At 71.4% G+C, this 13,307-nt stretch carries 9 protein-coding genes; 6 read left to right on the forward strand and 3 right to left on the reverse strand.

Going from position 1 to position 13,307, the window contains the following annotated elements:
- Window positions 1-20: 20 nt before the first annotated feature.
- Window positions 21-2,180, reverse strand: a complete 2,160-nt coding sequence (gene malQ, locus J1M64_RS13870; protein ID WP_206474507.1) for a 4-alpha-glucanotransferase — start codon at window positions 2,178-2,180, stop codon at window positions 21-23.
- Between the two features lie 137 nt (window positions 2,181-2,317).
- On the opposite strand from malQ, the gene J1M64_RS13875 reads away from it, so the two are divergent.
- The 3 genes from J1M64_RS13875 (at window position 2,318) to J1M64_RS13885 (ending at window position 6,393) form a co-directional block, all read left to right on the forward strand.
- A complete protein-coding gene (locus tag J1M64_RS13875; RefSeq protein WP_096905959.1) occupies window positions 2,318-3,529 on the forward strand; it encodes an acetyl-CoA C-acetyltransferase in 1,212 nt (403 codons plus the stop codon).
- A gap of 49 nt (window positions 3,530-3,578) precedes the next feature.
- Window positions 3,579-5,756 (forward strand): 3-hydroxyacyl-CoA dehydrogenase NAD-binding domain-containing protein, encoded by a 2,178-nt coding sequence (locus J1M64_RS13880; RefSeq protein ID WP_187700147.1) that lies wholly within the window; start codon window positions 3,579-3,581, stop codon window positions 5,754-5,756.
- Window positions 5,757-5,931: 175 nt separating this feature from the next.
- Window positions 5,932-6,393 (forward strand): MaoC/PaaZ C-terminal domain-containing protein, encoded by a 462-nt coding sequence (locus J1M64_RS13885; protein ID WP_206474508.1) that lies wholly within the window; start codon window positions 5,932-5,934, stop codon window positions 6,391-6,393.
- 50 nt (window positions 6,394-6,443) lie between these two features.
- On the opposite strand, the gene J1M64_RS13890 is transcribed toward J1M64_RS13885, so the two are convergent.
- Together J1M64_RS13890 and J1M64_RS13895 are read right to left on the reverse strand one after the other, a co-directional pair.
- A complete protein-coding gene (locus J1M64_RS13890; RefSeq protein WP_206474509.1) occupies window positions 6,444-7,595 on the reverse strand; it encodes a MalY/PatB family protein in 1,152 nt (383 codons plus the stop codon).
- A gap of 43 nt (window positions 7,596-7,638) precedes the next feature.
- On the reverse strand, window positions 7,639-8,250 hold the full coding sequence (locus J1M64_RS13895) for a hypothetical protein (protein WP_154830375.1): 612 nt from the start codon (window positions 8,248-8,250) through the stop codon (window positions 7,639-7,641).
- A gap of 166 nt (window positions 8,251-8,416) precedes the next feature.
- Here J1M64_RS13895 and J1M64_RS13900 point away from each other — a divergent pair, with 166 nt between their 5' ends.
- The 3 genes from J1M64_RS13900 to J1M64_RS13910 form a co-directional block, all read left to right on the forward strand.
- Window positions 8,417-9,874, forward strand: a complete 1,458-nt coding sequence (locus tag J1M64_RS13900) for a NarK/NasA family nitrate transporter (RefSeq protein ID WP_206474510.1) — start codon at window positions 8,417-8,419, stop codon at window positions 9,872-9,874.
- A gap of 40 nt (window positions 9,875-9,914) precedes the next feature.
- The gene (locus tag J1M64_RS13905) at window positions 9,915-12,086 is read left to right on the forward strand and encodes a molybdopterin oxidoreductase family protein (protein ID WP_206474511.1); all 2,172 of its coding nucleotides are present in this window, start codon (window positions 9,915-9,917) and stop codon (window positions 12,084-12,086) included.
- Window positions 12,083-13,307: NAD(P)/FAD-dependent oxidoreductase (locus tag J1M64_RS13910; protein WP_206474512.1), on the forward strand; the 1,225-nt coding region annotated here is incomplete at its 3' end. The genes J1M64_RS13905 and J1M64_RS13910, both read left to right, overlap by 4 nt.

Genomic DNA, 13,307 nt, shown 5'->3' on the forward strand with positions numbered 1-13,307 from the left:
CCCGACCACCAGCCCGGCCCTCACCCCACCCGACCGCCGGCAGCACCCATCACCCGACGCGCCAACAACGAACCCCGCAACTGCTCCACACCCACCACCTCACCACCGGGACCCGACAACGGCACCCTCCAATTCGGATACTCATCCGACGTCCCCGGAACATTCACCGCACGGCGATCACCCACGAGATCCGCCACCGACACGGCGAACAACAGCGACGGCGACTCGGCCACGAATCGATGCAGTGCCACGACCAGATCATCGGGGGAGTCCCCGTCGAGCAGGCCACGCTCCCGCACGACAGCAGTGAAGGCCGAGATCTCGGCCTCGGCACCACGACGTTCCTCGGCGCTGTCGCCCGTCAACTGTCCCAACTCCTCGCGGATATCCACATGGACGAGGTCGGCGTAGCCGGCGGTCGGCGGGAGATCATGGGTCATCACCGACGCCATACACAGCCGTCGATAGTCCTCAGGCGGGATCGGGGCGTCCTCGTCCTGCTCGAACCACATCACGGACGTGCCCAGGATCCCGAGCTCGGACAGCGTCTCGCGGACCCCCGGAGCCACCGTTCCCAGGTCCTCGCCCACCACGACCGCGCCGGCCCGTGACGCCTCGAGTGCGAGAACTCCGAGCATCGCCTCGTGGTCATAGTGGACATATGTGCCCTCGGTCGGAGCCGCGCCCCGGGGAATCCACCACAGCCGGAACAGGCCGAGGATGTGATCGATCCGGACGCCGCCTGAATCCCGCAATGCCGCGCGGACGATGTCGCGGAAGGGACGGTAGCCCTCCTCGGCGAGGGCGTCCGGACGGAGCGGCGGCTGCGACCAGTCCTGACCGCGTTGGTTATAGGCGTCCGGGGGAGCACCCACCGAGACCCCACGGGCCAGTGAATGGTGGAGCGACCACGCATCGGCGCCCGTGGGATGGACCCCCACCGCCAGATCGTGCAGGACCCCGAGACGCATCCCCGCGGCAAGGGCCTCGCGCTGGGCGTGCGTCCGCTGCTCCGCGACCAACCACTGCAACCACAGGTGGAAACGGATCTCTTCCGGATTCTCGTCGGCGTAACCCGCGACGGCCTCCGAGCCCGGATCCCGGAGTTCCTCCGGCCAGGTGGACCAGTCGGGGCCGTGGTCACCGGCCAGCGCGGACCACGTGGCGAAGCCCAGAATCCCGGGCTGCTCATCGACGAACCGGTCGAACGAGTCGGCCCGGGCGCGAGCCAGCGGGACCATGAACAGGATGCGCAACGCCTCGAGCTTCGCGGTCCACGAACTGTCGCGATCGATCGTGTCCACAGTGTTGGTCGCAGCCGCGGTGCGGGCCAGGTCATCCACGCGACGGCGGTCGGCGACTGACAGGGCGGAGTACTCCGGCACGAGCTCGGGGCGCAGGTACAGGGGGGAGGCGAACCGGCGGGTCGTCGGGAGATAGGGCGACGGACCGACCGGCACGAACGGCTCACCCGCATGCATGGGGTTGACCAGGACGAAGTCCGCGCCGAAGTCGCGGCTCGCCCACCCGGCGAGGTCCCCGAGGTCGGCCAGATCGCCGACGCCCCAGGATTGTTCCGACCGGACCTGATAGATCTGTGCCGCCAACCCGACTGCACGGTGCTCCTCGAGTCCGGCGGGCACGGGGATCGCGCGGGGATGGACTAGCAGGGTGCACTCACTGGAGTGGCGGGTGCCGTCCGGGGCTCGGACCACTGCGGTGACGCGATGCCATCCGACGGGCAGATCATCGGGGACCGCCAGAGTGACCCGCTCCATCGCCACCCCGTCGACATCCCGGGCGATCCGGGGTTCGTCGAGGGGGAGCAACGTCGACGGCACGTCGGCGTCCTCGAGAAGGACCTCGACATTCACGATCGCGCCGCGCGGGACGTGGACCGGGCACCCGATGGCGGTGCCCTCACGCGCCACCAGCGTCGGTGGCAGCACACGTCGCCAGGGGCGCAGACGAACAGCACCGAGTGCCTCACGTTCGGAGACGCCGCCCTCGTCGTCGTCGTCGTCGCCGCCGACCTCGACGCCCATCGCGGCGAGCACCGCGCGCAGGGTCGAGGCCGGGACCTCGCGACGGACGCCGTCGGCGTCCTCGTAACTCGATGCGACGCCGCAGACATCGGCGAGCTCGGCCAGGGCAGGGGATACGGCGTGGTTCTCGGTCACGGGACCCACTGTGCCACCGGAGCGAGCCCAGTGAGTCTCGTGCAGAAACGGACCGCAGTCCGAACCGTCCGGTGGGCACAGCGTAGTGTGAAGCGGAACACGTATCAGCTCGCTCAGAGAAAGGCCGTGGACCACCCATGACCGAGGCATTCATCTACGACGCCATCCGGACTCCGCGAGGCAAGGGCAAGCCTGGCGGCGCTCTGCACGGGGTCAAGCCGATCGACCTGGTCGTCGGCCTCATCGAGGAGATGCGGCGTCGCTTCCCCGATCTCGACGAGAACCGGATCTCCGACATCATCTACGGGATCGTCACCCCGACGGGGGATCAGGGCATGGACCTGCCGCGGATCGCCGCGCTGGCCGCCAAGATGCCCGACACCGTCGCGGGTGTGCAGATCAACCGTTTCTGTGCCTCCGGTCTGACCACGATCAACATGGCAGCGCAGAAGATCCGCTCCGGGTGGGACGAGGTCGTCCTCGCCGGTGGTGTCGAGTCGATGTCCCGGGCGCCGATGGGCTCCGACGGCGGCGCCTGGGCTCTGGACCCGGCCACCAACTACGACACCTACTTCTCCCCGCAGGGGATCGGCGCCGACCTCATCGCCACCCTCGAGGGGTTCACCCGCGAGGACGTGGACCGCTACGCCGAGCGCTCGCAGCGCCTGGCCGCCCGCGCATGGGAAGAGGGGCGCTTCGCCAAGTCCGTCGTGCCCGTCAAGGACATCAACGGCGTCACCATCCTCGACCATGATGAGCACATGCGCCCGGGCACCACCGTCGAGGCCCTGGCCAAGCTCAAGCCGTCCTTCGCCATGGTCGGCGACATGGGCGGATTCGACGCGGTGGCACTGCAGAAGTACCACTGGGTCGAGGAGATCAACCACGTCCACCACGGTGGCAACTCGTCCGGCATCGTCGACGGCGCCGCACTCGTGGTCGTCGGATCGGAGAAGGCCGGGCAGGAGATGGGCATGACCCCGCGCGCCCGCGTCGTCGCCGCGGCCACCTCCGGTGCCGACACCACCATCATGCTGACCGGGCCCACCCCGGCGGCCAAGAAGGCGCTCGCCACCGCCGGCCTGACCCCCGATGACATCGACCTGTGGGAGCTCAACGAGGCCTTCGCCTCCGTCGTGCTGCGCTTCCAGAAGGACATGAACATCCCCGACGAGAAGCTCAACGTCAACGGCGGCGCCATCGCCATGGGGCACCCGCTCGGCGCGACCGGCGCGATGATCACCGGCACGGTGCTCGACGAGCTCGAGCGCACCGGCGGCAAACGAGCCCTCATCACCCTCTGCGTGGGTGGCGGCATGGGCGTGGCCACCATCATCGAACGCGTCTGACCCGCACCGACACCACAGGCATAGGAGTAGAAAACCAGTGAGCGAAAACATGTTCCGGTGGGAGCAGGACGGCGACGGCATCGTCACCCTCACCATGGACGACCCCGACCACGGCGCCAACACGATGAACGCCCGGTTCATCGACGACTTCTCCGCCACCGTCGACCGCATCGAGGCCGAGAAGGAGTCCATCAAGGGCGTTGTGCTGACGTCCGCCAAGAAGAGCTTCTTCGGCGGCGGCGACCTCAAGTCCATGATCAAGGCCGGTCCCGACCAGGCCGACGAGCTCTTCGAGCGGTCCATGAGCATCAAGGGCCGCATGCGCGCTCTTGAAACCTGCGGCGTTCCGGTCGTGGCCGCCCTCAACGGCGCGGCCCTGGGCGGTGGCCTCGAGCTCGCGCTCGCCTGCCACCACCGCGTCATGGCCGACGCCCGCGGCGCCAAGGTCGGCCTGCCCGAGGTCACCCTCGGGCTGCTGCCGGGCGGCGGCGGCATCGTCCGCACCGTCCGCATGTTCGGCCTCGCGCAGGCCGTGCCCAACATTCTCATGTCCGGCCGGTCCTTCGCCCCGGACAAGGCTCTCAAGGCCGGCCTGGTCGACGAGGTCGTCGAGCCCGAGAAGCTCCTCGACGCAGCCAAGGCCTGGATCAAGACCGACCCCGAGGCGAGCCAGCCGTGGGACCGCAAGGGCTGGACCCTGCCCGGCGGCACCATCAGTGACCCGGCGCTGGCCGGCGTCCTGCCGTCGTTCCCGGCGAACATGCGCAAGCAGACCAAGGGCGCACCCTCCCCGGCACCGCGCGCCATCATGGCCGCCGCCGTAGAGGGCTCGCAGGTCGACTTCGCCACCGCCGAGAAGATCGAAGCACGCTACTTCGTGTCCCTCGTCACCGGCCCCATCGCGAAGAACATGATCCAGGCGTTCTTCTTCGACATGCAGCACTGCTCCTCGGGCGGGGCCCGGCCCAAGGCCGCCGACGGCTCGGAGATCCCGCGCACCCAGTTCACGAAGGTCGGTGTCCTCGGCGCCGGCATGATGGGCGCCGGCATCGCGTACGTGTGCGCGAAGGCCGGCATCGAGGTCGTGCTCAAGGACGTCGAGCAGGCCTCCGCCGACAAGGGCAAGGCGTACTCGGAGAGCATCGAGGCCAAGGCCCTCGAGCGCGGTCGCACCACGCAGGAGAAGTCCGACGCCCTGCTCGCCCGCATCACCCCCACGACAGACCCGCAGGCCCTGGCGGGGTGCGACCTCGTGATCGAGGCCGTCTTCGAGTCGCCCGAGCTGAAGAAGAAGGTGTTCCAGGAGATCGAGGACATCGTCGCCCCCGACGCGCTGCTCGGCTCCAACACCTCGACCCTGCCGATCACCGACCTCGCCACGGGCGTCAAGCGGCCCGAGGACTTCATCGGCCTGCACTTCTTCTCGCCCGTCGACAAGATGCAGCTGGTCGAGATCATCAAGGGTGACAAGACCACCCCGGAGACGCTGGCCAAGGCGATCGACCTCACGCTGGCCATTCGCAAGATCCCGATCGTGGTCAACGACTCGCGTGGCTTCTACACCTCACGGGTCATCGGCACGTTCGTCAACGAGGCGATCGGGATGCTGGCCGAGGGCATCGAGCCCGCCACCATCGAGCAGGCCGGCCGCATCGCCGGCTACCCGGCGGCCCCGCTGCAGCTGTCCGACGAGCTGAACCTCAACCTCATGGTCAAGATCCGTCAGGCGACCCGCGACGCCGCAGAGGCCGCTGGTGAGGAGTTCGTCCCCGACGCCGTCGACCAGGTGATCCTCAAGATGGTCGAAGAGCTCGAGCGTTCCGGCCGCGCCGCCGGCGCCGGGTTCTACGAGTACGCCGACGGCAAGCGCGCCGGATTGTGGTCGGGTCTCCGCGAGGCGTTCAACACCTCCCCGGACAACGCACCCCCGCTCCAGGATCTCATCGATCGCATGATCTTCGCAGAGGTCCTCGAGACGCAGAAGTGCGTCGACGAGGGCGTGATCGTCGACGACGCGGACGCCAATATCGGCTCCATAATCGGCATCGGATTCCCGGCGTGGACCGGCGGCACCCGCCAGTACGCCAAGAACTACTCCGAGCCGGGGGCCAAGATCGCCACCGGGTACAAGGGCTTCGTCACCCGTGCCGACGAGCTGGCCGCCAAGTACGGTGAGCGCTTCTCGCCCACCGAGTCGCTGAAGAAGCTGGCAGCCGAGCAGGGCTGACCTCCTCCCACACGGCCCGTACGGCGGTCGTCCCGGGGATACCGGGGCGGCCGCCGTACGAGCATCCCGGCGCGTGCGAACGCCTCTCGGTGTCGCGGAACGTGTGCACCACCTCGCGCGGGAGGGCGTTCGGGGCCGTTGTCCCCATGGCCGATTCGCAGAAAGGGAACGCGAGATGTCTGGGCTGATCACAGCGGACGATCTGCACAGTGGATATCGGATCCGACTCGGGGAGATGACCCTCTCGGAGGAGGAGATCGTCGACTTCGCGTCCGAGTGGGATCCCCAGTGGTTCCACACGGACCCGGCCGCCGCTGCGACCGGGCACCACGGAGGCGTGATCGCCAGCGGCATCCACACCCTGGCGATCCTCCAGAAGCTCAGCGTGGAGGCGTTCTACTCACGGTCGGCCGTGATCGCCGGGCGCGGATTCGACCGCCTGCGCTTCACCGCCCCGGTGCGTCCGGGCGCCACGCTGAGTGGCACGGCCACCGTGACCGAGGTGAGCCTCGACGAGGCGAGGGGGCGGGTTGGGATGGACATCGAGATGCACGATCAGGACGCGCGGACCGTCCTCACCACCACGATGACGGTGTTCCTGTGGCGCCGCGGCCACGGTGGCGCCGCCGGCGGGTGACGGCGGGGCCGGACCCGAACCCGATCCGCGCGAGCGCGTGGAATCCGGCGTCAGCCGCGCTCTGCGGCGACCCGGCCCATCCGCACGAACGCTTCGGTTAGCAGCTCGGCGGAGCAGGCGAAGTTCGCCCGGGCGAAGCCCTCGCCCTCCGTGCCGAACGCCGGCCCGGGGCTCAGCGCCACCCGGCCCTCGTCGAGGAACGCCGCGGCCGGGTCGTCGCCCAGACCCGGGTAGCCGCGCAGGTCGATCCACGCCACGAACCCGGCGTCGGGCCGACGCCACCGCGCGCGGGGAAGGTGCTCGGCCAGCAGCTGCTCCATCAGATCGAGGTTCGACGCGAGCGCGGCACGCAGCTCATCGAGCCACTCCAGTGACCCGGTCAACGCGGCCTCCGCGGCCAGTGCCCCGAAGTGCCCCACGGCGCCCGACAGCGCCGAGCGCCGGACGTGGAACCGCTCCGGGTTGCCGTTGATCACGAACGCGCACTTGAGTCCGGCGAGGTTGAACGCCTTGGACGCCGACGAGATGGCCAGCCCCACCTCGCGCGCGGTGTCGGAGGCGGCCAGGAACGAGGTGAAATCGACTCCCGGCGTGGCCAGGGGCGCCCAGATCTCGTCGGAGACCACCACGGCGTCGTGCCGCGCGGCCAGGTCGGCGAGCTCGGCCAACTCTGCCTGGCCGTGAAGAACGCCCGTGGGGTTGTGCGGGTGACTGAGCAGCACGGCCCGGGCCCCGTCGGCTAACGCCTGCTCGATGCCCGCCAGGTCCAGTCGCGGGTCCTCGCCGTCGTGGTCGACCAGGGGCACCGCGACCGGCGTCATCCCCACGCGCCGGATCCACGGTCCGAACGGCATGTACACCGGCGGCGTGTACACCACGCCGCTCCCGGCCGGGATGGTCCGGGCGAGGGTCTCCCGCACGCCCACGCCGACGTCGTTGACCGGCACCACCGCGTCCTCCGGCACGTCGTACCCGAAGCGCGAGTAGTACCGCGCGCACACACCGGCGAGTCGCTCGATCTCGGCGAAGTAGCCGGTGTCGCCGTCCGCCACCGCGGCGGCGAGGCGCTCCCGGATCGCCGGGGCGAGCAGGACGTCGGTCTCGGCCACGAACAGCGGCAGGACGTCCTCGGGGTAGGCCACCCACTTCTGGCTCCGCCGTCTACGCAGCTCGGACTCGGGGACATCCAGGGGGAACGGCACGGCGGTGGATCCTTTCGCAGCGGGTTCGACCGTCCCAGGTTACTCAGCTGCCGGGCACGAACCCCGGGTGCACCCACACGTCGAAGTCCCGGGAGTCGGCGCCGAACGGGGAGAGCGGCATCAGCGAGACCCACGTGGTGGTAGTCGAGCCGGGGACGGTGCCGGCGGGGATTCCGATACCGCCCGACGTGGTGGGCCATTCCCGCTCGTAGGCCAGGTCGTAGGCGCCCCGGACGCTCCCGTCGGCCGCGGACCCCGTCGATCCGGTGATCACGTCCGAGAGCACCGTGATGCGGTGGAGCCGGTGCGGCGTCCCCGAGGGGTCGCGTTGCCAACAGTCCGATCCCTGGGACACGTAGTTCGAGCACCAGATCTCCGTGTCCGTGCCGAACGGGGAGAGCACGCGCATGGGTGCTCCGTTCGGGGCCCAGAACTGCGGATCCGACGGCGCGACGGCGTAGGGCCAGTACGAGAGCTCGGCCCATCCGAACGGGCCGTCGGTGGCGGGTGGGAACGGGCGGTCGGCGGGCCAGGCGGGATCATCGAGTGACTGGGCGAGGGCGGCGGGCGCGGTCGCGAGGGGGCCGAGCAGCGGCGTGGCCAGGAGGACCGCGGCGAGAGCGACGCGGCGGAGTTGTGTGACGGTGCGTGACATGGACCCAGTCGACCACGCGAGCGGCACCCTCACAGGCCGAACCGCCAGACGTGAGTACACCGTGACGGGACCGTCACGACGGGTAGCGCAGGGGAAACAGCGGATTCCTACGGTGGCGTGGCACAGGGCGCCGGCGGGGCGCCCGCTACCGGGGAGAGGTGAAGCGATGACGCGCTCGCACGTGATCGAGGACTGGGATCCGGAGGACACGGCCCAGTGGGAATCCGGGGGCCGGCGCACCGCGATGCGCAATCTGTACTGGTCGGTGTTCGCCGAGCACGTGGGGTTCTCGGTGTGGACCCTGTTCGCCGTGATGGTGCTGTTCATGCCCACGGACGTCTACGGCCTGGACGCGCCGGATAAGTTCCTGGTCTCCGCGGTGGTCACCCTCACCGGCGCGTTCCTGCGCATCCCCTACACGCTGGCCACCGCGACCTTCGGCGGCCGCAACTGGACCATGTTCTCCGCGTTCGTGCTGCTCATCCCGGCGGGGGCGATGCTGTGGATCATGGCCAATCCCGGGCAGCCGCTGTGGCTGTACCTGGTGGTGGGCGCCCTCGCGGGCCTGGGCGGCGCCAACTTCGCCTCGTCCATGACCAACATCAACGCCTTCTTCCCGCAGCGCATGAAGGGCTGGGCGCTGGGCCTCAACGCGGGCGGCGGCAACCTGGGCGTGGCCACCATCCAGGTGGTGGGGCTCGTGGTGATCGCCGCGGCCGGAAGCCGCTCGCCGCACTGGGTGATCGCGGTGTACCTGGTCCTGCTGGTGGTCGCGGGCATCGGCGCGGCATGCAAGATGGACAACCTCGAACACCACACCGTGGACGTGACGAGCATGCGCGACGTGGCAGGCGACCGCGACGGCTGGGTGCTGTCACTGCTCTACATCGGTACCTTCGGCTCGTTCATCGGGTTCAGCTTCGCCTTCGGGCAGATGCTCACCATGACCTTCACCGGTAACGGGCAGTCCCCGGCCGACGCCGCTCTCCACGCCGCGCAGATCACATTCCTAGGCCCGCTGCTGGGCTCGTTGACCCGCATGCTGGGCGGCCGCCTGTCCGACCGCTTCGGCGGTGCCCGGGTCACCCTGGTGACCTTCCTCGGCATGGCCGCGACGACGGTGGCGCTGATCGTCACCTCGAGCATGCAGGCGGCCGACGGCGGCCGACTGTCCGGCGGCGCGCTGGTGTTGTTCTTCGCGGCGTTCCTCACCCTGTTCGCGCTCACCGGAATGGGCAACGCCTCGGTCTACAAGATGATCCCCACCGTCTACGAGGCCCGTAGCCGCGGCCTGGACCTGCCGGAGGCCGCCCGGGCGGCGTGGTCGCGCGCGCATTCGGGCGCCCTCATCGGGGTCGCCGGCGCGGTCGGCGCGTTCGGCGGGTTCCTCATCAACATGACCCTGCGCAGCTCCTACCAGTCGTCGGGGTCCGCTACCTGGGCGTTCGTGGCGTTCACGGTCTTCTACGTGGTGGCGGCGCTCGTCACGCGGGCGGTGTACCTCCGGCGTCCGAGCGCCGCGCCGACGGGGGCCGGGGCAGCGGCGACAGTGCCCGGGGGCGCGGCGTCCAGCACCGCGTCGGAACAGGGCCGGGCCGCACGTCCGGTGCCGGCCGCGCGCTGACCGACGGGGACGAGGGGACGACGACGACGAGGAGAGCACCATGACGACCGTTCGCAGCAGCCCGGAGGTGCCGAACCTGACGACGGTGCCCGAGCCCGTTGAGGCGGGCCCCGGCGGGGACCGGCCCACCCACACGCACTGCCCGTACTGCGCCCTGCAGTGCGCGATGACGGTGACGCCGGCGGCGGACCCGGCCGAGGCGGTCGAGGTGGCGCCCGCGTGGTTCCCCACCAACCGTGGCGGGCTGTGCCGTAAGGGGTGGACGTCGGGAGAGCTGCTCGATCACCCGGGCCGACTCACCACCCCGCTCATCCGTCACGACGGGCGATTGGAGCCGTGCGACTGGGACACCGCCCTGGACCGCGTGACCGAGGGGATCCGCCGGGCGCAGGCCGCGGGCGGGCCCGACGGTGTGGCCGTGTTCGGCGGGGGCGGCCTGACCAACGAGAAGGCCTACCAGCTGGGCAAGTTCACCCGGCTCGCGCTGGGCAGCCGGCTCATCGACTACAACGGCCGCTGGTGCATGTCCAGCGCCGCGGCGGCCGCGAACCGCAGCTTCGGCCTCGACCGCGGACTGCCGTTCCCCGTCACCGACCTCGCCGACGCCCGGGCCGTGATGCTCATCGGTGCCAACCCCGCCGACACCATGCCTCCGTTCCTCCAGCACCTCGACACGGCAGCACGCGCCGGCGGGCTCGTGGTGGCCGACCCCCGGCTCACCGCGACCGCGCGGCGCGCCCTCGACGGGGGCGGTGTGCACCTGCGACTGCGCCCCGGCACGGACGCGGCACTCGCGCTGGGACTGCTGCACCTCGTCGTCGTCACCGGCGCGGTCGACACGCGGTACATCGCCGAGCGCACCAGCGGGTTCTCCGACGCGTGGGCGCACGCCGCCGCCTGGCTTCCCGACCGCACCGAGCGCGTCACCGGTGTCTCTGTCGCGCACCTCGAGCGGGCGGTCGCCCTGCTCGCCCGCGCGCGTGACGCCGGGGCGGGGTCGTACATCCTCACCGCCCGGGGCGCCGAGCAGCACGCCGACGGCACCGCCGTGGTGGGCGCCGCCATCGCGCTCGCCCTGGCGCTGGGACTGCCGGGACGTCCGGGGAGCGGCTACGGCACCCTCACCGGGCAGGGCAACGGGCAGGGCGGCCGCGAGCACGGGCAGAAGGCCGACCAGCTGCCCGGGTACCGGATGATCACCGACCCCGCCGCCCGCGCGCACGTCGCCGGGGTGTGGGGAGTGGACCCGGAGCAGATTCCCGGGCCGGGTCTGTCGGCGTTCGAACTACTCGACTCGCTCGGCCGGCCGGGCGGGCCCACCGCGATGCTGCTCCACGCCTCCAACCCGGTGGTCTCCGCGCCCGACGCCGACCGGGTGACCGAGCGGCTACGCGCGCTCGACACGCTCGTCGTGGCCGACTTCGTCCTCTCGGAGACCGCCGCGCTGGCCGACGTCGTCCTGCCCGTGCCCCAGTGGGCGGAGGAGGAGGGCACGCTCACCAGTCTCGAGGGCCGGGTGCTGCGGCGACGCCTGTCCGTCACCCCGCCCGCCGGCGTGCGCGACGAACTGTGGATCTGGCACGAGCTCGCCCGCCGCCTGGACCGCGGACCCGAGCGGTTCCCGACCGACGCCCGCGCGGTGTTCGATGAGCTCGCCCGCGCCTCCGCCGGCGGCAAGGCCGACTACTCGGCGATCGACTGGGACCGACTCGACGCCGGCGAGGCCCTCCACTGGCCGTGCGGCGCCGACTCGCCGGACGGCACGCCCCGCCTGTTCCTCGACCGCTTCGCCACGCCCGACGGCCGCGCCCGGTTCGTCGTGGACGAACCGCGCGCACCCGCCGAACCACCCGACGCCCAGTTCCCGCTGCTCGGCACCACCGGCCGCCTGCTCGCGCACTACCAGTCGGGCGCCCAGACCCGGCGGGTCGCCGAGCTCGCCGGCGCCGAACCGGACATGTGGGTGCAGGTCCACCCCGTCGTGGCACGCGCGGCCGGCCTGGTCGACGGCGAAGCGGCGCGCGTCGTGTCGCGGCGGGGCGCGGTCGAGGCCGTGATCCGCTGCGACGAGGACATGCGCACCGACACCGTATTCCTGCCGTTCCACTTCCCGGGCGACGGCCGGGCCAACCTGCTCACCCTGCCGGAGCTCGACCCGCACAGTCGGATGCCCGAGTTCAAGGTGTGCGCGGTCCGGCTGGAGGCGGCATGAGCGCGCGCCGCGTCGTCGTGGTGGGCGCCGGGATGGCCGCAGCCCGACTCGCGGAGGAACTGCGCGTCGGCGAGCCGGACCCGGAGCGGTTGTCGGTGACCGTGCTGGGCGCGGAACCGGAGGAACCGTACAACCGGATCATGCTGTCCCACGCCGTCGCGGCCCGGCCGGTCGCCGCCCCCGACGCGCCTGCAGCGGCCCCGCCGGTCGTCGCGCCTGCGGCGGCCCCCGCAGCCCCCGCCGCCGTCGCGCCCGCGCCGGTTTCCCGACTCAAACCCGTCGGGTGGTGGGAGCGTCACCACATCACGGTCCGGACTTCTACACCTGTCGCGGCGATCGACCGCGCCTGCCGCGAGGTGGAGCTCGCCGACGGCGAACGCATCGGCTACGACCACCTGGTCCTGGCCACGGGAGCCGCACCCCGCATCCCGCCCGTCGACGGCATCCGCGGCCCGGGCCGTGGTCTGGCGCCCGGCGCGTTCACCCTCCGGGATGCCGCGGGTCAACGAGAACTGACCGCTCATCTCGCCGCACACCCCGGCCCGGTCGCGGTCGTCGGTGCGGGCTTCATCGGCCTGGAGATCGCCTGCGCACTCGCCGGGGCGGGGCACGACGTCGTCGTCGTCCACCCCCGCGACCGGCCCATGAACGGGTGCCTCGACGCCGGCGCCGGCGCCGTACTGGTCCGCGCTCTCGCGGCACTCGGGGTGCGGGTGCTCACCGGCGTACGCGCCACGAGGTGGGACGGCGTCACCCTGACGCTCGACGACGGCGAGGTGCGCTGCCGGACGGTCGTGCTCACCGCCGGGTCCGCGCCCCGGACGGACCTCGCGCGCGACGCCGGGCTGGAGGTGGGCCACGGCGTGGTCGTCGACGACGAGCTGACCACCAGCGATCCCGCCATCTCCGCGATCGGCGACTGCGCGCAGCACCGGGGCGTCGTCGCAGGTCTGGTCGCGCCCGCCTGGGACCAGGCCGTGGTGCTGGCCGCCCGGCTCAGCGGCGCGGACCCGCGGGCGAGATACCTCGGGGGCGCGGAGGTGACCAGACTCAAGGCCCACGGGCTCGACGTGGTCGCCCTGGGCTCCCTCGCGGCCGACGTCTACGGATCACGGTGCCCGGACACCGGTGCGCCGATCGAGGTCACCACCCTGAGCGAGCCCGCCCGCGGCCGGTACGCCCGCGTCGACGTGGCGGGCGGACGGGTGGTGGGGGCGGCGA

Origin of the sequence: Dietzia sp. KRD202 (genome assembly GCF_017168155.1) — a bacterium.
Lineage (GTDB): Bacteria > Actinomycetota > Actinomycetes > Mycobacteriales > Mycobacteriaceae > Dietzia > Dietzia kunjamensis.